This window comes from Paucibacter hankyongi (assembly GCF_037482915.1).
Taxonomy (GTDB): domain Bacteria; phylum Pseudomonadota; class Gammaproteobacteria; order Burkholderiales; family Burkholderiaceae_C; genus Paucibacter_A; species Paucibacter_A hankyongi.
The window spans coordinates 172,444-197,060 of record NZ_JBBHJX010000005.1 but is presented as its reverse complement, the minus strand read 5'-3'; the positions used below and the strand labels follow the sequence as shown (position 1 = coordinate 197,060).

At 63.6% G+C, this 24,617-nt stretch carries 16 protein-coding genes and 3 pseudogenes; 11 read left to right on the top strand and 8 right to left on the bottom strand.

Annotated elements, in window-relative coordinates:
• Positions 1 to 37: 37 nt before the first annotated feature.
• Entirely contained in the window at positions 38 to 1,630 is a 1,593-nt protein-coding gene (locus WG899_RS10445; protein WP_339595578.1) for a DUF4139 domain-containing protein, read from the top strand.
• A gap of 25 nt (positions 1,631 to 1,655) precedes the next feature.
• On the opposite strand, the gene WG899_RS10440 is transcribed toward WG899_RS10445, so the two are convergent.
• The 5 genes from WG899_RS10440 to WG899_RS10420 form a co-directional block, all read right to left on the bottom strand.
• A complete protein-coding gene (locus WG899_RS10440; RefSeq protein WP_339595577.1) occupies positions 1,656 to 2,033 on the bottom strand; it encodes a DUF2845 domain-containing protein in 378 nt (125 codons plus the stop codon).
• A gap of 70 nt (positions 2,034 to 2,103) precedes the next feature.
• Positions 2,104 to 3,378, bottom strand: coding sequence for a glutamate-5-semialdehyde dehydrogenase (locus WG899_RS10435; RefSeq protein ID WP_339595662.1), 1,275 nt, complete (start codon positions 3,376 to 3,378; stop codon positions 2,104 to 2,106).
• Positions 3,379 to 3,505: 127 nt separating this feature from the next.
• Positions 3,506 to 4,498, bottom strand: a complete 993-nt coding sequence (locus WG899_RS10430) for an AEC family transporter (RefSeq protein WP_339595576.1) — start codon at positions 4,496 to 4,498, stop codon at positions 3,506 to 3,508.
• A gap of 22 nt (positions 4,499 to 4,520) precedes the next feature.
• On the bottom strand, positions 4,521 to 6,377 hold the full coding sequence (locus WG899_RS10425) for an ATP-binding protein (RefSeq protein WP_339595575.1): 1,857 nt from the start codon (positions 6,375 to 6,377) through the stop codon (positions 4,521 to 4,523).
• 106 nt (positions 6,378 to 6,483) lie between these two features.
• On the bottom strand, positions 6,484 to 9,147 hold the full coding sequence (locus WG899_RS10420) for a DNA topoisomerase III (RefSeq protein ID WP_339595574.1): 2,664 nt from the start codon (positions 9,145 to 9,147) through the stop codon (positions 6,484 to 6,486).
• A 136-nt stretch (positions 9,148 to 9,283) separates the two neighbouring features.
• Between WG899_RS10420 and WG899_RS10415 the strand changes: the two genes are divergently transcribed.
• From WG899_RS10415 to WG899_RS10405, 3 genes are read left to right on the top strand one after another with little or no spacing between them, the layout of a single operon-like run.
• Positions 9,284 to 9,799 carry an SET domain-containing protein gene (locus WG899_RS10415; protein ID WP_339595573.1) on the top strand — a complete coding sequence of 172 codons (516 nt, stop codon included), beginning with the start codon at positions 9,284 to 9,286 and terminating at the stop codon, positions 9,797 to 9,799.
• 11 nt (positions 9,800 to 9,810) lie between these two features.
• The gene (locus WG899_RS10410; RefSeq protein ID WP_339595572.1) at positions 9,811 to 10,731 is read left to right on the top strand and encodes a biotin--[acetyl-CoA-carboxylase] ligase; all 921 of its coding nucleotides are present in this window, start codon (positions 9,811 to 9,813) and stop codon (positions 10,729 to 10,731) included.
• A 15-nt stretch (positions 10,732 to 10,746) separates the two neighbouring features.
• A complete protein-coding gene (locus WG899_RS10405) occupies positions 10,747 to 11,499 on the top strand; it encodes a hypothetical protein (protein WP_339595571.1) in 753 nt (250 codons plus the stop codon).
• Positions 11,500 to 11,518: 19 nt separating this feature from the next.
• On the opposite strand, the gene WG899_RS10400 is transcribed toward WG899_RS10405, so the two are convergent.
• Positions 11,519 to 13,576, bottom strand: a complete 2,058-nt coding sequence (locus WG899_RS10400) for a S8 family serine peptidase (RefSeq protein WP_339595570.1) — start codon at positions 13,574 to 13,576, stop codon at positions 11,519 to 11,521.
• 240 nt (positions 13,577 to 13,816) lie between these two features.
• On the opposite strand from WG899_RS10400, the gene WG899_RS10395 reads away from it, so the two are divergent.
• Complete coding sequence (locus WG899_RS10395; RefSeq protein ID WP_339595569.1) at positions 13,817 to 14,872, top strand: hypothetical protein; 1,056 nt, start codon at positions 13,817 to 13,819, stop codon at positions 14,870 to 14,872.
• A gap of 278 nt (positions 14,873 to 15,150) precedes the next feature.
• Here WG899_RS10395 and gap read toward each other — a convergent pair whose 3' ends face one another.
• Entirely contained in the window at positions 15,151 to 16,149 is a 999-nt protein-coding gene (gene gap, locus WG899_RS10390) for a type I glyceraldehyde-3-phosphate dehydrogenase (RefSeq protein WP_263539292.1), read from the bottom strand.
• A gap of 86 nt (positions 16,150 to 16,235) precedes the next feature.
• Entirely contained in the window at positions 16,236 to 18,302 is a 2,067-nt protein-coding gene (gene tkt, locus WG899_RS10385) for a transketolase (RefSeq protein WP_339595568.1), read from the bottom strand.
• A gap of 221 nt (positions 18,303 to 18,523) precedes the next feature.
• On the opposite strand from tkt, the gene WG899_RS10380 reads away from it, so the two are divergent.
• The 6 genes and pseudogenes from WG899_RS10380 (at position 18,524) to WG899_RS10360 (ending at position 24,616) form a co-directional block, all read left to right on the top strand.
• Positions 18,524 to 19,123 carry a hemerythrin domain-containing protein gene (locus tag WG899_RS10380; protein ID WP_339595567.1) on the top strand — a complete coding sequence of 200 codons (600 nt, stop codon included), beginning with the start codon at positions 18,524 to 18,526 and terminating at the stop codon, positions 19,121 to 19,123.
• Positions 19,124 to 21,025: 1,902 nt separating this feature from the next.
• Positions 21,026 to 21,118, top strand: a pseudogene (locus tag WG899_RS22360) (PEPxxWA-CTERM sorting domain-containing protein); the annotation flags it as partial.
• Between the two features lie 132 nt (positions 21,119 to 21,250).
• Complete coding sequence (locus WG899_RS10370) at positions 21,251 to 21,874, top strand: TIGR02466 family protein (protein WP_339595565.1); 624 nt, start codon at positions 21,251 to 21,253, stop codon at positions 21,872 to 21,874.
• A 122-nt stretch (positions 21,875 to 21,996) separates the two neighbouring features.
• Positions 21,997 to 23,214 (top strand): annotated as a pseudogene (locus tag WG899_RS10365) (TIGR03118 family protein); the annotation flags it as partial.
• Positions 23,215 to 23,220: 6 nt separating this feature from the next.
• A pseudogene (locus tag WG899_RS22355) lies at positions 23,221 to 23,322 on the top strand (PEP-CTERM sorting domain-containing protein); the annotation flags it as partial.
• 169 nt (positions 23,323 to 23,491) lie between these two features.
• Positions 23,492 to 24,616 (top strand): porin family protein, encoded by a 1,125-nt coding sequence (locus tag WG899_RS10360; RefSeq protein ID WP_339595563.1) that lies wholly within the window; start codon positions 23,492 to 23,494, stop codon positions 24,614 to 24,616.
• Position 24,617 lies beyond the last annotated feature (1 nt).

The following is a 24,617-nucleotide window of genomic DNA, read 5'->3' as shown; positions in this document are numbered from 1 at the left end:
TATGTTGTACCCATCCAAAACCCTGGAGGACGAATCCATGCGCCTGCGTTCCGGACACCCGCTTGCCCTGGCCCTGCTTTGCGCCTTACCCGGCATTGGCACGGCGCAAACCAGCAAGATCAGTCAGGTGCTGGTCTACCCCGGTGGTGCCAGCGTCGAGCGACTGGCCAAGGTGGCCGCGGGTGCGCAGCAGCTCAAAATCAGCTGCCTGCCGGCGCGCTTTGACCTCGACTCGCTGCAAATCCAGGCCGATACCGGCCTGCAGATCGGCGACGTCAGCGTGCAAACCGTGCCACGCGAACGCGCGCCCGAATGCGCCAGCAGCCCGCTCGATGCCCGCATCCGCGAGCTGGAGGATGCCCAGGCCGCCCTCAAGGCCGAGAGCGATGCGCAGGACCTGGTGCTGGGCTATTTGAAAAACATCGGCGGCGACGCCCGAGGCAGCGCCAGCCCGAGCGGCTCCATCGCCGGCACGGCCGACTCGCTGCGCCGCAGCGGCCTGGAAGCGCTACAGCGCCAACACCAGCTGTTACGCAAGAAGCAGCAGCTTGAGCAAGACCTGACCCCCTTGCTGGCCGAGCGAGACCGCCTGATCAAGGCCAACCCGCAGCTGCGCACCCTGCAGATCCGGCTGGCTGCGCCGCAGGGCGGAGAGGTCCGAGTCAGCTACCGCCTCAGTCAAGCGGGGTGGACGCCGGTCTACCGCGCCCATCTGGATACGACCAAAGGCCAAATGCGGCTGGAACGCCAGGCCCAGGTGGCGCAAAGCAGCGGAGAAGACTGGACCGGTGTGCGCCTGCGCCTATCGACCGCGCAGCCGCGTCAAAGCAGCGGCTTGACGCCGCCGCGCCCATGGACGCTGGACATCCTGCCGCCCGTCATCCAAGAGACGCAGATGCTGCAAGCACCGCGCGCCATGGCCGCGCCGGCCCCGGCCCCTTTCATCCCGCCACCCGAATTCAATGTCACGGCGCCCGAGGCTCGCTTTGATGTCAGCGTCTTCCAGGGCGAATTCGCAGCCGAGTTTGTGGTGCCGGGCCTGGTCACCTTGAGCAGCGACGGTCAAAGAGTGGGCTTCACGCTCGGCAACCATCCGGCACAAGACGCTCAGCTGCTGAGCCGAATCCAGCCGCAGCAAGAGGCGCAGGCCTATTTGATGGTGGATTTCGCGCGCCCGGCGGGCTCTTGGCCCAGCGGCAGCCTGCAGCTGTTTCGCGATGGCGACTTTGTCGGCCAGACCCAGCTGAACCTGGGTAGCGAGGAACGCAGCGAGATGTTCTTCGGCCGCGACGATATGTTGCGCGTGCGGGTCGAACCCGAGCAGCGCGGTGGTGCCAATGCCGGCTTCATTGGCGGCCGCACCGAGCAGAAGATCGGCCACGCCTATGTGCTGGAGAACCTGCACAAAAACAGCGTTATGCTGCAAGTGCTGGAGGCCAGCCCGGCGGCCCGTCATGAAGACATTCGCGTGCAGACCCAGTTCAGCCCCAAGCCGAGCCAACTGAGCTGGAAGAAGCAGCCCGGCTTGGTGCTGTGGCAGCAGCCGCTGGACGCCGGCCAATCGCTGCGCATCACGGCCGATTACTTGATCAGTTACCCCAAGGACGCGCGGGTGAGCGGCTTGCGCTAAGCGAGGAATCGAGGCAAGAGCACGCTCAGTTGCCGTAACCCAGGTCCTGGACGGCCTTGAGTCGGCCGTCCTCAAAGATCAGCAATTGCATGAACTGGCTGGGGCCAAAGTTATAGGTCCATTCCTCAATGCTGACCAGGATCTCTCGCTCCTGCTCCAGCACCTGCCCATTGACCATGCCCGGCCGCGTGGTGTTGAGGGCGCCATCACGCACACGGATGATGCGCTTTTCGGTGCGGCTGTCGCGCGTGCTGGGGGCGCCGCATTTCTGCTGCACTTCGGCCTTGTGCATGCCCGCATCGATCACATAGGAATTGCATCGAAAAGCATGCGCTGCCGGTGCCAACAAGAGCGCGGCGAGTGCCAACACGCTGGCCGCTGAAAGGAGGCTTTTTGTTGTCATGGGGAGGCGGTCAAAGCCGCATGATTTGATCTTCAGCCTGTGTAATGCGGCTCCGTCCGTTTCGGATGACTCAGCTTCTGACTTCGCCCTGCCCCAGCACCACCCATTTCATCGAGGTCAGTCCCTCCAGACCGACAGGGCCGCGTGCATGCAGCTTGTCGGTGGAGATGCCGATCTCGGCCCCCAGACCATACTCAAAGCCATCGGCAAAGCGGGTGCTGGCATTGACCATCACGCTGGCCGAATCGACTTCGCGCAAGAAGCGCATCGCGCTGACGTGGTTGGTGGTCAGGATCGCGTCGGTGTGGTGCGAGCCGTAGCGATTGATGTGGGCGATGGCCTCGTTCAGGCTGTCCACCACCTTGATGCTGAGGATGGGGCCGAGGTATTCCTCGCTCCAGTCGGCGTCGGTCGCGGCCAGCACCTTGGCGCCGGGAATCGGCCCCAGCAGCGCCAGCGTGCGCGGGCAGCCGCGCATCTCCACGCCCTTCTCGGCCAACAAGGCGCCGATATGCGGCAAGAAATCCGAGGCACTCTCGGCGTGCACCAGCAGCGATTCGGTCGCATTGCAGGGGCTGTATTTCTGCGTCTTGGCGTTCATCACCACCGTCAGCGCCTGACCGAACTCCACCTCGGCATCGACATAGCAGTGGCAATTGCCGTCCAGATGTTTGATCACTGGCACCTTGGCCTCGGCACTGATGCGCTCGATCAGGCTCTTGCCGCCGCGCGGGATGATCACGTCGACATGTTCCGGGCGCGTGATCAGCAGACCAACGGCCGCGCGGTCGGTGGTGTTGATCAACTGCACACCGGCCGCGGGCAGGCCGGCATCCTGCAGCGACGCCGACACCAGTTCCGCCAGCGCCAGATTGGAATGCAGGGCCTCGGAGCCGCCACGCAAGATGCAGGCATTGCCGCTCTTGATGGCCAGCGAGGCGGCCTCGATGGTGACGTTGGGGCGGCTCTCGTAAATCATGCCGAACACGCCCAAGGGCACGCGCATCTGGCCGACGCTGATGCCACTGGGGCGGCGGCGCAGATTCGTGATCTCGCCAATCGGGTCCGGCATTGCGGCGATTTGCTCGCAGCCTTCGGCCACGGTGGCAATGGTGTCTGGGCTGAGCTTCAAACGGTCCAGCATCGGCCCGGTCAGGCCATTGGCCTTGGCCGCGGCCAGATCCTTGGCATTGGCCGCCTTCAAGGCCGGTCCGGCGGCACGCAGGCGTTTGGCCAGGGCCAATAAGGCTTGATTCTTGGCTGCGGTGGAGGCGGCGGCCATGGCAGCGGCGGCGCTGCGGGCGGCCAGGCCCACGCCATCCATATAAACGGTCAAGCTGTTCAGGTCGGGGTTATGTGCGCTCATGGGGGCATTTTCACCGATGAGACAAAGGGGCTCCTTGCGGTGGGTTCCCAGCCGGCCTGTTGAGAGTCCTCGGCGCGAAGCACAAGTGCTTGCCCTTAGCGCCCCATCAGCCTTGGCCGCCCGCCCCCACAAGACTCAACACCGCCAACCAAAGCGGCGCGCTCAGCACGAACAGCAGCGTCGAGGCGACGATGGCCGCGGTGGTCTCGGCCTCCTGCGTGCGGTAGCGCTGGGCGAAGATCAAGGCGTTGGAGCCGGTCGGCAGGGCCGCGGCCATCACGATCACCGCCAAGGGCACGCCCGCCAGACCCAGGCCCCAATGGGCAAACAACAAGACCAGCAAGGGCAAGAACAACAGCTTGAGGGCCGCCAAGCCCATGACGCTGCGCCAGCTTTTGGGCCAGCCGTAATAGGCCAGCGACATGCCGATCAAGGTCAGGCACAAGGGCACCACGGCGGTCCCCAACATCTGCAAGACCTCATCCAGCACCGCCGGCAAGGCAACGCCCGTCGCATTCCAGAGCATGCCGGCCAGCACCGGCAAAACGACCGGATGAATGAGGGTGTTGCGCACCGTGCTGCGCAGCGTCGCCGCCAGGCCGCGCGCATCAGGATGGGCGCGCGCCAAGTCCAGCTCCACCAGCAACGTCAACACCGTCAAGAGCGTCAAGGCATGCAGGCTGATCACGGTGATGTGAATCGCCAGGCCCGCCTCGCCAAAGACACCGGCGGCCAGAGGCACGCCGATCTGCAGCGTATTGCCAAAAGTGGTGGTGATAGCCTGCACGCTCGGCCGCGCCGGCTCGGCCGCTGGACCGCGCCGCCAACGCTGCAGCCCGTAAACCGCCAACAGCAGCACCAGCACCGGTGCAAAAAAGGCCGCCAGAGTCAGCCAGGGCAAGCTGGCCAGGTCGAGACGCGCGGTGGTGCGAAACAGCAGCGCCGGCACGAAGATGTAGAAGGCTGCATTCGACAAAACACGTGCCGGGTCATTGCCACCGGAGCCGGCCTCGCCGAGCCAACGCATGCGGCCGACAAACCAGCCCAGCCCTACGGCGATAAAGATCGCCAGCAGCTTGTAGAACACCTGAACAGTCATCTGGCGCGGCGGGAGTCCCAGGTCAGGCGGTGGTCGGCAGACTCAGCTCGAAGGTGAATTGACTGCCGCGCCCAAACTCGCTGTGCACGCGAATCTCACTGCCCATCTCGCGCACCAACTGCTGGCTGATCGACAGGCCCAGGCCCGTGCCGCCCAGACAACGGGCATCGTCCACCACCTGTTCAAAGGGCTGAAACAAGCGCCCCAGCTGATGCTGAGCGATGCCAATGCCGGTATCACCCACCTCGAACTGCAACCGCACCTGCCCCGCCTCCTGCCCGAGCACCCGGACCAAAAGGCTGACCTGCCCTTGATCGGTGAACTTGACGGCATTCGACAACAGGTTCAGCAGCACCTGACGCAAGCGCTGGCCATCCACGAGTACCCGCGGTGGCAGTTGCTGGCTCAGGTCAACGTCAAAGTGCAGGCGCTTTTGTTCGAGCCGCAGGCGCACGCTGTCGCAGGCCATGTCCAGCAAGGCGCGCAGGTCTACCGAGCTGGGCTGCAGACGTACCTTGCCGGCCTCGATGCTGGCGGTATCCAGCACATCGGAAATCAAATTCAACAAGTGCTCGCCGGAATCGCGGATCAAGCCAATCTTGTTCTGCTGCGTAGCCCCCAGGCTGCTGTCCATCTGCAGCAACTGGGTGAAGCCCAGAATCGCATTCAGCGGGGTTCTGAACTCATGGCTCATCGTGGCCAGAAAGCGGCTCTTGGCCTCGCTGGCCGCTTCGGCGCGACGCTTGGCCTCGCTCAGCTCCAAGGTGCGCTCGGCCACCAGGTCTTCCAGATGGTCGCGGTGGTGGGTCAACTCCTGCTCGGCCAAGCGGCGCTGGCTGATGTCGCTGACCATGCCTTCAATGCGCGTGCCCTGGCCATCGGTGGTGGGCACCACGTGGGCGCTGAGCTCCACCCATAACTGTCGCCCTTCACGGGTCGCGATCAACAAGGGCACCTGCTGCAACAAGCGAAAACGCTGCAAGGCGCTGGCCACCCGCTTGTACTCGGGCCGCTCGACCTGCACCAAGGCGCGCAGCCGGGTCCCGACCGCCAAGGCCTGCTCCGGTGAAGCAAAACCCAGCATCTGAGCCAGCGCACGATTCACCCCCAGCAGGCGGCCGCGCGAGTCGGCCTGAAAAATACCCTCGGCCGCGTTCTCGAACAGACTGCGGTAACGCTCCTCGCTGAGCGTCAGGCGTCTGGAGGAGGCCAACAAGCGCTCGCTCATCGAATTGAACTGCTGCGTCAGCTGGCCGATTTCATCGGCATGGCCCACCTCTGCGCGTGCGCCCAGCTCGCCATCGGCCACCCGCCGAGCCAAGGCGCCCAAGGTCTCGACCGGCTGCTTGACGAAGCGATTCACCAAGACATAACAGGTACCGACCACGGCAGCCAGCACCGCCGCCAACAGGCCACCGACAAAGCGACGGATATGCGAGACCTGGCGCTCCACCAACTCGCTGCTGAACACCAGCACCGCTTGCGCCACCTGGGTCGGGCGCACATCGGGCCCGCTTTGGTAGAGGATAGGAAACTCTCGCCGCAGAGGACGCAGCGCCGGCGTGCCGCGCTCGCGCAGCATAGGCACCGCGCTCACGCCCACGCTGTTCAACTCGATCGATTGCACCTCGGGGTCCGCCATCACGGCGTCCAGCAGGTTGCCGATCGCCGTGCCGTCCAGATTCCAGATCGGCGCCGCGAAGCTGCGCGCCACCAGATCGGACATGCGCTGCTGCCGCTGCGCCAGGGCGATAGAGAGCTCGCGCTCCTCGCTGCTGCTCCAATACCAACCGACCGCCAGGGCCAACACCGTGGCCACCAAGGCGATGCCGGCGATCAGGCGGGTTTGAATACCGATATTGACGGGCAGGCGCGTCATGCTTCCCTCAAGTCTGCGCAGATGGGTGCGTGCGAATCACGCGGCAGCATAACGCCAATGCGCAGGAGGGCAAACATGCCGCGATGCCAGCATCATTACCGAGGCCTTAAGCCGCCTTTTTGGCCGCGCCCCGTTTTGTTGCGGCTTTCTTGGCGGCTACCTTCTTCGCTGGCGCTTTCTCGGCTTTCTCGGCCTTTTCAGCGGCAGGCTTGGCCCCGGGCTTGGCGGCGCGCGGCTCAAACTCGAACATCACCTTGCCCTCCTTCTTGTCGTAAGCCAAGAAGGCCTTGAACTTGCGGCGAGTCTTGTTGGAGACGAAGTTTTCCAGCAGCGCGGTCTTGCCCTCGCTCAGCAGCTTTTGCATCTGGCTGATTTCAATCGGCTGCTGCAAGATGATCTTGCCGCTCTTGAAGTCGCAGCTGACGGCCGCGCCGACGGCATGTTCGCAAACATAGTTGCTGCCATGCTCATAGACGGCGCTGCCGCACTTGGGACAAGCGCCCAGCGAGGTCTGCGCGCTGAAGTCCACCGGCTCGCCGTCGCCTTCGGCCTTTTTGGCGTCTTCGCCGAAGTCGAATTCCAGCTTCCAGTTGCTGATCTCGTCGTCATAGACCAGGGCCAACTCGGCGGTAAAGGGCCAACCGGCCTTGGAGCGGAAGCCTTCCAGCGGGCCGATCTTCTTGTCCAGCAAGAACTGCTCGACCTCATGCAGCTCAAAGCTGCGGCCACCGGGAATCTTGCCGATCGAGAAGCCACAACCCTCACCCTCACCGGACTTGCCTTGGCAAGTGAAGCGGCGGTAGTTCTCTTTCACCACGCCACCGCATTTGGGGCAAGGGGCTTTCAAGGTGGCGTAGTCGCCGGGGATGGTGTCGCGGTCGTATTCCTTGGCTTTCTGCACCACCTTCTGCGTCATGGCGGCGATCTCGGCCATGAAGTCATCGCGGTTCAGGCGGCCTTTTTCCATCTCGGCCAGCTTGAACTCCCAGTTGCCGGTCAGCTCGGGCTTGGTCAGCTCCTGCACATCCAGGCCGCGCAACAAGGTCATCAGCTGGAAGGACTTGGCGGTGGGCACCAGCTCGCGGCCATCGCGCAAGATGTACTTCTCCATGATCAAGCCTTCGATGGTGGCGGCGCGCGTGGCTGGCGTGCCCAGGCCCTTCTCGGTCATGGCGGCACGCAGCTCTTCGTCGTCGATCAGCTTGCCAGCGCCTTCCATCGCGGAGAGCAGCGTCGCTTCGGTGTAGCGGGCAGGCGGCTTGGTCGCCAAGGCCTTCACATCGGTGCTCTCGGTGCGCACCACCTCGCCGGCGGCCACGGCCACCAGATTGGCGTCGTCCTCTTGCGCTTCCTTGCCGTACACCGCCAACCAGCCCGGCTTGACCAGCACCTTGCCGTTGGTCTGGAAGTTGTAGTCCTTGCCGGCGGCTGCGACCGTCGAGATACGCGTGGTGACCAAGAACTCGGCCGGCGGGAAGAACACCGCCAGGAAACGCTTGACCACCATGTCGTAGAGCTTGGCCTCGATATCGGTCAGGCTCTTGGGCGCTTGCAGCGTCGGGATGATGGCAAAGTGATCCGAGACCTTGGTGTTGTCAAACACCTTCTTGGTCGGCTTGATATAGCCTTCCTTCAAGGCCTTGCGGGCATGGCCGGCCAGCTCGCGCAGCGGACCCGGCAGGTCTTCGCCGGCAATCATCTCGGCGGTCTGCTTGGCCACGGCCAGATAGTCTTCCGGCAGATAGCGCGAATCGGTACGCGGGTAGGTCAGCACCTTGTGCTTTTCGTACAAGGCCTGCGCCAAAGACAGCGTGGTCTTGGCCGAGAAACCAAAGCGCGAATTGGCCTCGCGCTGCAAGGTGGTCAGGTCGTAAAGCCCGCCGCAGCTTGACGTGGTGGGCTTGCTTTCTTCCGTCACCCGCGCCGGCTGGCCCAGTGCGGCCATGGCGATGGCGTCGGCTTCGGCACGGCTCCAGACGCGGTCAGCCTTCAGCTCCGCATCTTCGGGGTTTTTCTTCCACTTCGGATCAAACCACTTGCCTTCGTACTGGCCGGCCGGGGCGTCGAAGTTGGCGCGGATCTCCCAATAGTCGCGCGCCACATGCTTGCGGATCTTTTCCTCACGCTCGACCACGATGGACAGCGTCGGCGTCTGCACCCGACCGACGGTGGTCAAGAAAAAGCCGCCGTCGCGCGAGTTGAAGGCCGTCATGGCCCGCGTGCCGTTGATGCCCACCAGCCAGTCGGCCTCGGAGCGGCAGCGCGCCGCATCGGCCAAGGGCAGCATCTGCGCGTCGCTCTTGAGCTTGTCAAAGCCCTCGCGGATCGCCTGCGGCGTCATCGACTGCAGCCACAGCCGCTCCACCGGCTTGTTGATGGCGGCCTTGGCGGTGCCGGCGTATTGAACGATCAAACGGAAGATCAACTCCCCTTCGCGGCCCGCGTCACAGGCGTTGATCAGCTGCGTCACATCCTTGCGACGGATCAGCTTGACCAGGGCGTTCAGGCGGCCCTTGACCTTGTCGATGGGGTTGAGATCAAAGTGCGGCGGGATCACCGGCAGATTGGCAAAGCTCCATTTGCCGCGCTTGACGTCGAACTCCTCCGGCGCCTTGATCTCCACCAAATGGCCCACCGCCGAGCTCACCACGTACTGCTCGCTCTCGAAGTATTCGTCGTGCTTGTCGAACTTGCCGGCCACCGGCGTCAGGGCGCGGACGATGTCCTGCGCCACGGAAGGCTTCTCGGCAATGATCAGGGTCTTGCTCATGATGGTGATGATTTCTTCTGTTCAGTTGAACGGGGCTTCGCAAAACATGCCAAAGCCCTGCCTACAATCCGGCCTCGCGCACGCACGCTCGCACACACGCGCGCACACCCATGAATTCAATGTACCTAAAAAGCCGATGAGCTCATCAGCCCGCAAAAAAACTGCTGCCCCCACTGAAAAGGCCGTCAAGCCGGCGGCAGCCAGCAAGGGTCGGCGCATCCAGGTCAGGAATTCCGGGGTGCATGGGCGCGGAGTCTATGCGCTGGCGCACCTGAATGCCGGCGAAGTGCTGATCGAGTACACCGGCGAGCGCATCTCCTGGGACGAGGCCATGGACCGCCACCCGCATGATCCGGCCCAACCCAACCACACGTTTTACTTCCATGTGGAAGACGGCAGCGTCATTGACGCGCTGCACGGCGGCAACAGCTCGCGCTGGATCAACCACTCCTGCGAACCCAATTGCGAGGCCGACGAGGTCAACTGCCGCGTGTACATCAAGGCGCTGCGCGACATCTTGCCCGGCGAGGAGCTGTTCTACGACTACGGCCTCACCATCGACGAGCGCTACACGCCCAAGCTGAAAAAAGAGTTTGCCTGCTACTGCGGCAGCCCGGATTGCCGTGGCACCATGCTGACGCCGAAACGTTGAGTTAGCTTGCCGTGACCGAAAGCCACCAGAACTGGAACGTCGAAACCCTGTGGGAGCAACTGCTTCCCCTGCTGCCCGGCATCAGCATCGAAGTGCTGGCCCGCACCGACTCCACCAACACCGCCCTGCTCGAGCGTGTGCGCAGCGAAAGCCGCAATGGCGCGCCACAAGCCTACGGCCGCCGCGCCCACGATATGCAGCCCTGCCTGCTGGTGGCCGAGCACCAAACCCATGGCCGTGGCCGCATGGGCCGCGCTTGGCTCTCCAGCCCGGGTAGCTCGCTGACCTTCTCGCTGGCCCTGAGCCTGCAGCCGGGCGACTGGTCGGGCCTGTCGCTTGCGGTGGGTTGCGCCATTGCCGAGGCGCTGGAGCCTTCGGCAGGCATCGCTACGGGCGCCAGCCCGCGCCTGACGCTGAAATGGCCGAATGACCTCTGGTTGGACGGTCGCAAATTGGGCGGCATCCTGATCGAGACCGTGCCGGCCGGCGACAGCCGCATGGTGGTGATTGGCGTCGGTCTGAACATCAAGGAACTGGTTCTGGCCAAAGATGACGCCGACAGCGCCAGCTCCGGCAACCAATTCAACACCGGCTTCGCCGCGCTGAACGAGATCCACCCCGGCTGCAGCGGGCCCGAGGCGCTCGCGCTGATCGCCCCGGCCTTGGTCAAGGCCTTGCTGAACTTCGAGCAACAAGGCTTCGGCGCCTGGGCCGCGGCCTATGCAAGGCGCGACCTGACGCTGGGCCGCATGGTCACGGCCGGCGCCGCCGAGGGCATCTCCGAAGGTGTCAACGCCTCGGGCGAGCTGCAGGTTCGCACCCCCGAGGGTCTGAAGACCATCAGCGGCGGCGAAGTCAGCGTGCGCCTGACGCCGGCGGCCTCAGCCGACCCGCTCGCCAACCCTCACACCGACTTTCAAGCGACCCACTGAAGGCATCCACACATCATGCTGCGCGCCCTGGTTCTGCTCTTGCTGCTGCTCAATGCGCTGTTTTTTAGCTGGACCCAAGGCTGGCTGGATGGCGTGGTCGGCATCAAGGCCGGTGGCCAGCATGAGCCGGAGCGACTGACTCAGCAGGTCCACCCCGAGCGCATCGTGCTGCTGGAACCGAAGGCCGCCGCCGCCCTGCAAACCCGCGCTTGCCTGGAATCTGGCCCGCTGGCCGGTGACGCCGCGTTGGCCGAGGCCCAGGCGGCGCTGCAACGCGCCGGCTTCACCCCCGCCGACTGGCAAACGCAAAGCAGCGAACAGTCCGGCGTTTGGGCTGTGGCCTCAATCAAGCTACCCTCGAAGGACTTCCAAGCCCGCAAGGAAGAGACCTACAAGAAGCTGAAGATCAGCTACGAATTCCTCAGCGGCATGCCGGATGAAATGCCCACCCTGTTGCTGAGCCGGCATGACAGCGAAAAGGCCGCCGCCGCCGCGCTGGAGGCGCTCTCACAGCGCGCCCTGAAGGGCCTGCGAGTGCTGCAACTGCAGGCGCCGAGCAAACGCCACAAGCTGCTCTTGCCGCAAGTCGACGGTCTGCAACAAACCCGGCTGGCCGGACTGAAAGACGCCGCCTTGGCCAGCGGCTTCAAAGCCTGCCCGGTGCCACCAGCGGCCGCCGCTTCCAGCGCATCGGCCGCGGCCGGTCAAGAAATGACTTCGGCAGCTTCGGCCGCCTCGGCAAGCGCTGGAGCGGCCGCCAAGCCCTGACACATGGCGCTCTTGGCGCTCAGCACGTGCGGCGCGGGCCGCGCAGCACGCAAGTCGCCAGACCCAGCAAGGCCACCCACAGCGCACTGAAGGCTCCGCCACCACCGCCGCCACCACTGGACGTGGTGGTGGGCGGGGTTACCACCGGCACAGCGGCCACACTGATGCTGCTGTTGGCGCTGTACTTGAAGCCCTGGTCATCGGTCAGTTCAACTTTGACCGAGACGGTGCCGGCCGCGCTGGCGGTGAAGGTCGTACTGACCTGATTGCTGGCCGTAGAGAAGGCACTGACGATGCCGCCGCCATCGACCAAGGTCCAGGCATAGCCGGCCACCGTTCGGCCGGCAGGCAGGCTGCTGCCCGCGGCGCTGAGGGTGATCAACTGACCGGCGACGGCCGCGCTCGGCGCCACCGCGATGCTGACAGTGGCGGCATTGAGCGCCTTGGCTGCGGCCACGGCGGCGGCCGCGTCCAGCATGCCGGCGCCGCAGGTGCTGGTGGTGCAGTAACACTCATCCTGCACGGTGGTGGTGGGCGCCTTGCACTGGGCAATGCCGGCGGTGGCACCAGTGCTTACAAAGGGGCGGGCTGTGCTTTTGAGCAGACTCAGCACCTCACTAGAGGTCAGGCCCGAACGCTGCGAGGCCATCAAGGCCACCGTGCCGGCCACGATAGGCGCCGAGAAACTGGTGCCGACCGAGGCCGAGTTGTTGGTGTAGGCCGCATCGGCCAGCACCGGGCCGCGCGTGCCGCTATTTGTGGTGCTGAGCATCGGATACAGGCAAGCACCGGTCAGGTTGACGCAATTGCCGCCCGGCGCGGCAATCGCCACCTCGGGACCCATGCTGGAGAAACCCACCTTGCTGCCCACATGGCGCAAGCCGGTCACCGCGATCACGCCCGGGCAGTTGCCCGGCAGGCCGACCGCCTGCCCTTCGCTATTGCCGGCCGCCACGACGATGATGGCCTTGGCCGCATTGACCTGATTGATGGTGTCACGGTACAGGGCGCCGGTACCCGTCGTGCCACAGGTGCCGGTGCCGCCCAGGCTCAGGTTCAAGACCTTGGCCGGATTCGGATTGGCCGGCAGGCCCGGCACGCTGATGCCGGCCGCCCATTTCATGCCGGCCATGATGTCGGAGTCGTAACCGCCGCATTTGCCCAGCACGCGGATCGGCAGAATCTTCACGCCCCAGGCCACACCGGCAATGCCTTGGCCGTTGTTGCTGGCCGCCGCGATCAAGCCCGACACCCGGGTGCCATGCCAGGAACTGTTGGTGAGGTCCTCCGAGGTGCAGCCGCTGCCCAGCGTGCCGCCATCGATATCGGCCTGGCTGACCCAATCGCCGGGGTCGGAAGCGTCAGAGTCTGCGCCATTGCCATCATTGGCGGTGGCCACGCCGGCCGAGGTGCTGAAGCCCACCACGTCATAGCCGCCAACAAACTGACCCGCCAGGTCCGGGTGATCCATGCGCACCCCGGTGTCCAGCACCGCCACGACGACAGCACTGCTGCCGGTGCCCAGATCCCAGGCTGCCGGCGCATTGATGCTGGATACCGCCTCGCCGGGCACATTGCTGGGCGCCTTCAAATACCACTGGCCGTTGGCCGAGCCATTGCCGGCCGTCGGCGCGATACCGCCGTTGCCCACGTAGAGCGGGTCATTCGGCGTCACCGCAAAATGACGCCGGCGTTGATCGACCGCCACCGACTCGATCTCACTGTCTTGACCCAGTCGCTTGGCCAGGGTGGCCGAATCGATGCCGCTGGCGGTGAACACATGGGTGCGCTCATCCAAGCTCAGTCGCGCCCTCAAGCCGCCAAGGGCGTGCATGCCGGTGCGCAGGCCCAGGCCGGTGGCGCGGGTTTGCGCAACGTCCATGGCCGAAGACCGGCTCATGCGCGCCGCCATGATCTTGGCGCGCACGCTAGCGGCCTCGGGCTTGAAGCGCACGATCACGCGCGCGCTGTCGGGCGCGCTGACCGCAGCCGCCACTTGAGCCTGGGCGGGCTGGACCGCGGACAAAGCAAGCGTCGCAGTGAACAACAAAGCCAGCGGAGAGAACTTGAACTGCATGGTCTGCGACTCCAAAAAGCATTTCAGCGCCGACGCATCGACGCAGGTCTAGGCAGTTTAGACCTTGGCCCCAAAGTCACCGCGTAAAGAAGGGCAAATCAAGCCCCGCTGTTCCGGCCGAACAAAGGGCAAATCCTAGCCAAGCGGGCCGACCTGCTTCGCTATCCTGCGCCCTCACGCAGGCCGTGGCGCAGCGCGCCTAAGAGCCCAAACAAAAAAAGCAATCTCGGGGAGCTCACCATGAATTTGTTCGTCTCTCATTTTTCTGCGCAGCGTCTGCGCCCCATGCGCGCACTGGCTGGCGTACTGATGGGCTCGGCTTGGCTGCTGCTTGGCTTGACCTCAGTCCAAGCGCAAACCTTGGTGGCCGATGAAGCTGCCGCGAAGCCGCTTCAGTGCCTGGTCAAGTCCGGGGTGGCACCCAGCTTTCCGAAGCGGGTCTTGGACAAACACGTCAGCGGTTTCATCCGCGTCAAGCTGGTCTTCAGCCACCCCGAGCGCGCGCCCAAGCTGGAAGTCATTTTCCGCTCCGGCGCCGAAGAACACGTCGAGGAAGTGGAGCGTTACGTCAGCAGCTATCGCCTGCCCTGCCTGAAGCCTGGGCAAAACATCGAGGCGGTACAAGAGTTCAATTTCGATGCCGACAAATTCGGCAGCGTGCACTGGAACGATATGCGCCACGCGCCGGCGAGTTCGATCTCCAATGTCCACGCCTGCATCACGACTCCGGCACACCAGCCCAAGCATTTCGAAGACAACGCGCTGAATTCCAACATCAAGCGCAAAACCAATGGCAATTTGATCGCCAGCCTGCGCTTCACCAAGATGGATGCACCGCCCGAGGTCAAGGTGCTGTATGACAACGGCAATGCCAACTGGCGCAACTCGGTGCTGAGCCATCTGGCCGAATACCGCTTGACCTGCCCAGTGCCGGAGGGCGAGGGCTTGGTCATCGAACAGCAGTTCAAATATTCCGCCTCGACTCGCAGCCACGACTACACGCTCAAGGACACCGACCTGGTCAAATTCCTGGGCTTCGTCAAAGACATTGATCAGCAGAAAGTCCGCTTCGACTTGGACAGCATGGCCTGCCCATTCGAGGTGGTCTGGGGCGTGGGCATGCCCGCATTCAAAAACCGTGTCGGCCAGGCAGGCGAACCCAACCCCAACCGACTCGAGTTCCTAGCGTGGCTGGAGACGCTGAGCCTGAACGTGCGCCCCGAGGTGTTCGACCAAGTGCTGGGACAACAAATCAAGATCTACATCCCCTGCGGGAAGATCAATCTGGGTGAGTGAGGTTGCCAACAGCACGCAGTTTTAAATTGATGCATGAGCGGCGCCATTTGGCACTTAGCGGTCTTTTGCAGATGGGCGGGTGCCGCGCGCCGCCGGGGGCGTAATTCCGCTCCTGTCCCCAAGTGGCCTGATCACCGCCAAACCTAAGGACTGCTGAGTGCCAACAGCCTCGATTCACAAGCTAGCAAGCCCCATGAAAAAGGCCGCCCCGTGTTGCCACGGAGCGGCCTTCTGAACTTGCCCTTGTGAGGGCAAGCCTCAATCGGTCAGTTCACCAATTACTTGGCGATGACGCGCACCATCTCGAGCACTTTGTTCGAGTAGCCCCACTCGTTGTCGTACCAGGCGACCAGCTTGACGAAGGTGCCGTCCAGGGCGATGCCGGCGTCGGCGTCGAAGATGGAGGTGCGAGCATCACCGCGGAAGTCGGTCGCAACGACCTTCTCTTCGGTGTAGCCCAACACGCCCTTCAGCGCGCCTTCGCTCTGTGCCTTGAACTCGGCGCAGATATCCTTGTACGAAGCTTCGTTGTTCAGCTCAACGGTCAGGTCAACCACCGACACGTCGGAGGTCGGCACGCGGAAGCTCATGCCGGTCAGCTTCTTGTTCAGCTCGGGGATCACCACACCCACAGCCTTGGCAGCGCCAGTGCTGGAAGGAATGATGTTTTCCAGGATGCCACGGCCACCGCGCCAGTCTTTGTTGCTTGGTCCGTCCACGGTCTTTTGCGTGGCGGTAGCCGCGTGCACGGTGGTCATCAGGCCGCGCTTGATGCCCCACTTGTCGTTCAGCACCTTGGCCAGCGGGGCCAGGCAGTTGGTGGTGCAAGAAGCGTTGGAGATGATGGCTTGGCCGGCGTAAGTGTTGTGGTTCACACCGAACACGAACATCGGGGTGTCGTCCTTCGACGGAGCGGAGAACACCACCTTCTTGGCGCCAGCGGCCAGGTGCTTCTCGCCCGAGGCCTTGTCCAGGAACAGGCCGGTGGCTTCGACCACGATGTCGGCGCCGACTTCGTTCCACTTCAGGTTGGCAGGGTCACGCTCTTGGGTCAGGCGGATGGCCTTGCCATTGACGACCAGGGTGTTGCCTTCGACCGAAACTTCGCCGTCGAACTTGCCGTGCACGCTGTCGTACTTGAGCATGTAAGCCAGATAGTCAGGCTCGAGCAGGTCGTTGATGCCGACCACTTCGATTTCCTTGAAGTTGGCGATAGCAGCGCGGAACACCATGCGGCCGATGCGGCCGAAGCCGTTGATACCAATCTTGATCGTCATATCAGTCTCCTCAATAAAAAACCAAAAAACTCAAAACAGAACATCAAAAAAAGGGGTGCGCGCGGCACCCCTTTTGCATTGCTTACTTACTTGCTGCCCTTGCTGGACTTCTTGCCCTTCAGCTTGGCCACACCCAGCGCGACGCGGACGGTGTCGGCCACGTTCTCAGCCGTGAAGCCGAAGTGCTTGAACAGCACCGGGGCCGGGGCCGACTCGCCGTAAGTGTCGATGCCGACCACGGCCGCGCAACCATACTTCCACCAACCATCGGTGACGCCCATCTCCACCGCGATGCGGGGTGTGCCTTCAGGCAACACAGACTTTTTGTAGGCCAGGTCTTGGCGATCGAACACATTGGTCGATGGCATGGAGACCACGCGCACGCCGATGCCGTCCAGCGCCAGCAGCTCTTGCGCGCGCATGGCCAACTGAACTTCGGAGCCGGTGGCGATGATGACGGCCTTGGCCTTCTTCTTGATGCCCACATTGCTGGGCTCGGCCAAGACATAGCCGCCCTTGGCGATGTCGTCCACCGCGGTCTTGGGTGCGTAGGGCAGGTTCTGGCGGCTCAGGGCCAGCACGCTGGGGCGCTGGGCGTTGCCGATGGCCATGGTCCAGGCCACCACGGTTTCGGTGGTGTCGGCCGGACGCCAGACATCCAGACCCGGGATCATGCGCAGCGAAGCCACATGCTCAATCGACTGGTGGGTCGGGCCGTCTTCACCCAGACCGATGGAGTCGTGGGTGAACACATGAATAACGCGCTGCTTCATCAGCGCAGCCATGCGGATGGCATTGCGGCTGTAGTCGCTGAAGGTCAGGAAGGTACCGCCGTAGGGGATGTAGCCGCCGTGCAGGGCCACGCCGTTCATGATGGCGGCCATGCCGAACTCACGCACGCCGTAGTTGATGTGGCGGCCGGCATTGCTGCTGCCGTCTTCTTCCACGCGGAAGGCCGGGGTCGACTTGGTGTTGGTCAGGTTGGAGCCAGTCAGGTCGGCCGAGCCGCCCAGCAGTTCAGGCAAAGCGGCGGTGAAGGCTTCCAGCGCCAATTGGCTGGCCTTGCGGCTGGCCACGGTCTCGGCCTTGCCGTGAGCGGCAACCACGGCGTCCACCGCCGTCTGCGCGAAGTTGGCGGGCAACACACCAGCCATGCGGCGCTGGAACTCAGCGGCCAGCTCGGGGTGAGCGGTGGCGTAGGCGTCGAACTTCTCGTCCCAAGCGGCTTCCAGCTGGCTGCCGGCGGCCTTGGCGTCCCAATCGGCATAGACCTCTTGTGGGATCACGAAGGGCTCATGCGCCCAGCCCAGTTGCTCACGGGTCAGCTTGATTTCTTCGGCACCCAGCGGCTCGCCGTGCGCCTTGGCGGTGTTGGCGCGGTTGGGCGAGCCCTTGCCGATATGGGTCTTGGCGATCACCAGGGTCGGCTTGACGCTGCTCTTCTTGGCTTCGGCGATGGCGGCGTCGACAGCGTCGACATCATGGCCGTCCACCGGGCCGATCACGTTCCAGCCATAGGCCTCAAAACGCTGGGCGGTGTTGTCGGCGAACCAGGGGGCCACTTGGCCGTCGATGGAGATGCCGTTGTCGTCATAGATGGCGATCAGCTTGTTCAGCTTCCAGGCGCCGGCCAGCGAGCAAGCTTCGTGGCTGATGCCTTCCATCAGGCAGCCGTCGCCCAGGAACACATAAGTATGGTGATCAACGATCTGGTGCGCGTCGATATTGAATTCCTTGGCCAGCATCTTCTCGGCCAGGGCCAGACCGACAGCATTGGTGATGCCTTGGCCGAGCGGGCCAGTGGTGGTCTCAACGCCGGGGGTGATGCCCACTTCAGGGTGGCCCGGGGTCTTGCTGTGCAGCTGGCGGAAGGCCTTCAGCTCTTCGATCGGCAAGGCGTAGCCGGTCAGGTGCAGCAGCGCATAAATCAGCATGGAGCCGTGGCCGTTGGACAGTACGAAGCGGTCGCGATTGGCCCACTGCGGGTTGGCCGGGTTGTGGCGCAGGTGGCGGTTCCACAGCGCAACAGCGATATCCGCCATGCCCATGGGCGCGCCGGGGTGTCCGGAATTGGCTTGCTGCACGGCGTCCATGGCGAGTGCACGAATGGCGTTGGCCATCAGGGTGGGGTTGCTTGCTGCGGTAGTGGCCATGAGCTTGCGGAGGTGGAGTTACGGGGTAACCCGGGATTTTACTTGGCCTCGGCCAAGCCCTGGTTTAACCCTTCGAAGCGGTCGCACAGCCTAGCCCGGCCGACATACGCAAGCCTTGATTTAGCACAAAGCGGCGCGGCCAATTCCTGCGACGCTAGCGGCTCGCAGGGCTCGCCCGCGTCAACCATTGACAAGCCTCGGGGACAAGCATGAACACGACCATGAATGGGACCACGCAGAAGCCGCTGACGATCAGGGTTATCCAAGAGGAACACGGGGCCTTGGCCGCCATGCTTCGCTCGGTACCGCTGCTGCTGGCCGAGCATCGTCGGCACCGCACTCTGCCGGACTTCGCGGCCCTGCGGGCGATGTTGTTCTATGTGGATGAGTTCCCAGAAAAGCTGCACCACCCGAAGGAAAGCCAGCTGTTGTTCCCCAAACTGAGGGCGCGTGCGCCGGAAATTCGCGATGTGCTGGACAACCTGGACGAAGATCATCTGCGCGGCGAGCGCGCCATCCGCGACCTCGAACATGCGCTGCTGGCCTTTGAGATGATGGGGGAAGCGAGGCGCGAGGCCTTCGAGACCATGGCCGAGCGCTATGTGCGGGCCTATCTGCACCATATGCAGATCGAAGAGCGCGACATCCTGCCCTTGGCGTTGCGGGTCTTGAGCGTGGATGACTGGGGCGACCTGGACGAGGCCTTTGCCGAGAATCGCGACCCGCTCAGCGGCCACCGACCCGACGAGCCCTACCGCGCTCTGATGCAGAAGGTGCTGGCCGCCCTACCCGCACCAATCGGGCTGGGTCCGGCGCTTTAAGCCCCCCCCCCGACTTGCGGGGGCGGCGAGCGCCCGCGCCCCTGGGCGCTGTTGGCGAAGCATCCGGCTTGACCCGGTTCGCCTCGGCTCGGCCGCACCCGCCCAACCCAACTAAGCCAAACGGACTACACGCCAGGACGCAATGGCGACATGGCCCCCACTTAGGCTGCGCGAGCTTGTGCGGGGTTCTGTGTGGATTTGTTGGCACTTCATCGAGGTGTTTGCAAATCGGGCAGGGCTCGGCGCACAACCCGAGTACCAGCCTTCGCCATCCTTCAGGAGTCCTCTCTCATGTCTTTCCGCCTCAATCCTCTGAGCAGCCTCGTCGCTGCCGCTCTGGTCGCCATGGCTTCGCAAGCCAGCGCTCAAGTCTTCAACGGCACGCTGACCCAAGGCGTCAGCAGCTCGCAGTCGTCCTATGTTCAGGGCGCTACCGGCTACAACATCACCTCCATCATCACCGCCGGTGACGCCGTCGGCGGCTATCGCATGTCCGGCCTGCCGGACGGCCTGGGTGCTTTCGACAATGGCAACGGCACCTTCACTGTGCTGATGAACCATGAAATCGGCGCTAACGCCGGCATCGCTCGTGCCCACGGCGGCACCGGCGCCTTCGTGTCCTCATGGGTGATCGACAAGAACACCTTGGCCGTGCAATCCGGCGGCGACCTGATCAAGAAGGTCTACGGCTGGGATGCCGCTACGCAATCGACCGGCGCTCTGGTGACCGGCGCGGCCAATCTGAATTTCCAACGTTTCTGCTCTGCCGATCTGGCGGCCACCTCGGCCTATAGCTACAACGGCTACGGCACCACCAACCGCATCTTTCTGAACGGCGAAGAAGTCGGCACCAGCGCCAACAGCCGCGCCATGGCTCATGTCGCCACCGGCGCCAATGCAGGCAGCAGCTTCGTGCTGGGTGCCTTCAACCTGGCCACCAACGGCAGCGGTCAAAACCTGTACTCGGCCTATGAAAATCTGGCAGCCAACCCCTTCGCCCAAATGAAGACCGTGGTGATCGGCCAGAACGACGGCGGCACCGGCATCTCGAGCAATGCCGTGGCCGTTTACGTCGGCACCAAGACCAATGTCGGTAGCGATGTCGATCGCGCCGGCCTCACCAATGGCGTGATGAAGTACGTCAACGTTGTCGGCAACACCGCCGAGATCGCCGACGCGGCCACCCGCGCCACCAACATCGCCAACGGCAGCCGCTTCACGCTGAGCGCCACCGCTTCGACGACTTTCTCGCGCCCTGAAGATGGCGCTTGGGACACCCGTGCCGGCAAGCAAAACGTCTATTACTTCGTCACCACCGACCGTGTGGACACCACCGAGTTGAACGGCGGCACCCAAGTCGGCGCGACCCGCCTGTGGAGCATGACGTTTGACGACATCGCCAACCCTGATGCCGGCGGCAAGATCGACCTGCTGGTCGACGGCAGCAAGATGACCGGTGGCCTGAACAACAGCCGCGCCAATATGTTTGACAACATGACGGTCAACAAGGACGGCACCATCACGATGCAGGAAGACACCGGCAACAACGACCACAACGGCAAGATCTGGGAATACAACCTGAACACCGGCGCGATGAAGATCGTCGCCAAGTCCGACGCCGCCCGCTTCGGCGATGTGGTGAATGGCGTGTTCACTGGCCCAGGCTCCAACAAGTCCACCCCGACGGTTGCCGGTTACCACACCTATGACGAAGAAACCTCGGGCATCATCGACGTGACCGACATCTTCGACGCCGCCGGCACCACCGGCAAGAAGTACCAGCTGTTCGTGACCCAAGACCACGCCAGCGCTGCCGGCTTGGACGCCGCAGGCATGCTGGTTGGCAACAACCCCGCCGGCATCGTCGAAGGCGGTCAGTTGCAGTTGATGGTCAGCGACGCCGTCGCCGCCGTGCCGGAACCACAGACCTACGCCCTGATGCTGGCCGGTCTGGGCCTGGTTGGCTTCGCCGCTCGCCGCAAGGCCGCGCGTTGATCGCTTGATCGACACCGCTTGAGTCCTGCCGCCGGCTGAACACAGCCGGTCGGCTCAGCGCCCGAATGGAGATTCACGCTCCGCTCGGGCGCTTCTGCTTTTCCTCATCCAAAGCCTTAGTTCCGCGCAGCCATGACGCCTTCTTTGAATCTGTTGGGGCTCGAGCCCCTGTTCTTCTCTCCGCTGCTCAGCTTTGAAATCAGCAACGCAGCTGCGTTGAACGCGCAACTGCTTACCGAAGCGCTGGCGCGGCAAGCGTCTTCTCCCGGCTTGGCGCGCAGCAATATCGACGGGTGGCATTCCGAGGACGATTTCTTTGAACGCGAGGAAATCGGCTGCGCTGCATTGCGCACACAGATCATTGAGTCGGTGCGTGTCGCCACTCATCAGTTGTCGCCGGATTTCGACTTCAAACAATACGGCATCCAGGCGCAGGGCTGGATCAATGTGCTGCCGCCCGGCGGCATGAATGCTCCGCACGACCACCCGGGTTGGGTCTGGTCCGGCTGCTATTACGTGCACACCCCGGAGGGCGGCGATCGCAGCGGCAGCATCGAGTTCATCGACTCACGCACCAATGTGCGCGCACTGACGATTGAAGGCGCCAACTGCTTTGCCAGCAAGTACACGGTGCAGCCGCGGGCGGGCCAATTGCTGCTGTTCCCGTCCTACCTCAAACATTGGGTGGCGCCCAATCGCGGCGACCAAGCGCGCGTCTCGATTGCCTTCAACGCCCGTTTTGCGCGCAAACGCTGAGGCGGCGCGCTCCGCCATCCCCTTGCTTGCGGGGGCTTCGGCCAGATGACAACAAGGTGTCATACGGCCCAGGCATCGTGCCGCACAGGGAACCCACAGGGATCAATCGAGGAGATCACCCCATGCAACATCGCATCACCATCTTGGCCGGCCTGCTGGCCCTGGGCCTGAATCTGAGCGGCGGCGCCAAGGCCGCCGGCAGCAACAGCTATGACATGACCATCCTGGTCGCCAATGACGCGAAGTACAAGCCCACCGTCATGGTCGACCCCGACCTGATCAACCCCTGGGGCATTGCCCTGCGCCCGCCCGGCATTGGCGGCCACATCTGGACCAGCAATGCCGGTAGCGGCACCACCACCACGTATATCGGCGACGTCGGGGGCAAGCCGCTGTACCAAGACGGCCTGAAGGTCATCCCGATCAGCCAGGCCAAGGGCGTGGAAGCCTACACCCCACAAGTAACCGGTCAGGTCTACAACGCCGCCAGCGATATCGCCGGCCAGCCGACCGAGTTCTTCGTCTCCGGCGCCGCTACCAACTGGAACACCGGCGCAGCGGCCGGCACCATCTCGGGCTCGGCCAAGTTCGTCTTCGTCACCCTGGATGGCACCATCAACGCCTGGCGTGCCGGCACCAACCCCGGCATGAATGAAGCCGTGGTGGTGAAGGACTTTTCGGGCAACTGGGCCGGTGCCAATGGCTACCAGTACACACCCAACTTCACCGGCGTGGCGATGACGACGGCGGGCTTCAAGCTCGACGCCGGCGGCAACAAGGTGGCGGACAACCGGCTCTATGCCACCGACTTCGCCAACAACCGCATCATGACCTTCGACAACCAGTGGAACGACATCAGCGCCAGCGTCCACTTCGAGCGGCCGAATGATCTGCAAAACGACTTCATGCCCTTCAATATCCAGGACATTGGCGGTCGTCTGTACGTGGCCTATGCCGCCAGCGAGTACGACCCGCTGATGCCCAGCGAGCCGGTGCGCGCCCCCGCCCACGGCCGCGTGATCGCCTATGACCGCGACGGCCACATCGTGCAGGACTTCAAGGACCAGCTCGATATGAACGCCCCCTGGGGACTGGCCATGGCTCCCACGACCTTTGGTGCCTATGGCGGCAAGCTGCTGGTGGCCAACTTCGGCGATGGCAGTGTTGCCGCGCTGGACCCCGAGACCGGCGCCACGCTGGGCAAACTCAAGGATGCGCAGGGCAAGAACATCTTCATCGATGGCATCTGGGGCCTGACCTTCGGCAACGGCGTTGGCCTGGGCGACGCGAACTCGCTCTACTTCACGGCCGGCCCGAATCTGGAAGAAGACGGCATCCTGGGCAAGCTGACGGTCAGCGCCGTGCCCGAGCCGGAAAGCTATGCCCTGATGCTGGGGGGTCTGGGCCTGCTGGCCTGGAAAGCACGCCGCCGTCAGACCAAACGCTGAAAACTAGCCCGGCGGGGCATTCGCTACAAACGTTAAAGAATTCACAACTTTTTGCCGATAGCCCCTCTCAGGGGCTGTTGTTGGGACGGCTCCGCCCCCTTGCTTGGGAGGATGGACAGTGAAACAAACGTGCTTTTTGCCTCGCCTCTTGCGGCCAAGCCGCTTGACCTTGGGTCTGCTCACCCTATTGGCCTGTGGCCAGAGCCAGGCCTTTGACTTCAGCTACTCCGGCTTCGCCAATGTGACCGCCGGCAAGGTCTTCAGCGCCAGCGGCATCGACATCGGTTACCCGACCTCGGCGTCTTGGAGCAAATGCCCGACCTGCTATGTGGCCGACTACTCGCACGGCTCGGTCTACGAGAACAACTGGTCGCTGGCGCCGGAATCGCGCGCCGGGCTGCAGGGCACGGTCAACTTCACGTCTGACTTTTCCTTCACCGGCCAGCTGATGGCCCGGACCGCGGCCAAAGAGGCCAAGCTGGATCTGGAGTGGGCCTTCCTGAGCTACAACCTCAGCCCCAAATTCACTCTGCAAGCCGGCCGCAAGCGCCTGCCGCTGTTCTTCTACTCCGACTTCCAGGATGTCAGCTTCGCCTACAACTGGGTACGCGTGCCGCCGGATGTGTATGGCTGGGCGGTGGTCAATTACAACGGCGCCAACATCACCTACCGCGATGACATCGGCGGCTGGGCGGTCAAGTCCAGCGCCTATGCCGGCCAGGAACACTCCAAAGACAACCCCATCGGCAAGCTGGAGCGGCCCGAGCGCCAGGACATCAGCTGGGACAATATGATGGGTATTGACCTGGAGCTGAACCGCGACTGGTTCACCGCCCGCTTCTCGTACAACAAGTCCAAGCAGCGCTCCGTCGCCCATTTGCCCGAGGGGCAGGTGCAGACCTCGCCGGACCCGGCGCTGTACGGCAACTCATCGCCACAGACCTTCAGTTCCGCCTCCTTCAACATCGACTTGGACAACTGGGTGGGCCGCAGCGAGTTCTCGCGCATCACCCGTACGCCTGCGCGCGGCAGCTACCAAGGCTTTCTGCTGGGCGGCGGCTACCGGCTGGGCAAATTCCTGCCCATGTTGACCTACACGCAGCTGAAGGCCTACAGCGCCGGCGATGCCTCCAAGCATGTTGAAACCGACAGCAATATCAGCCTGACCTTGCGCTACCAGCTCAACGACACCAGCAGCCTGAAGCTGCAAGTCGACCGCAGCAATTGGGACTTCCTGGACGGCACCAACACCATGCGCAAGCTGGTCACGGTGTCCTATGACCTCATCTTCTGAA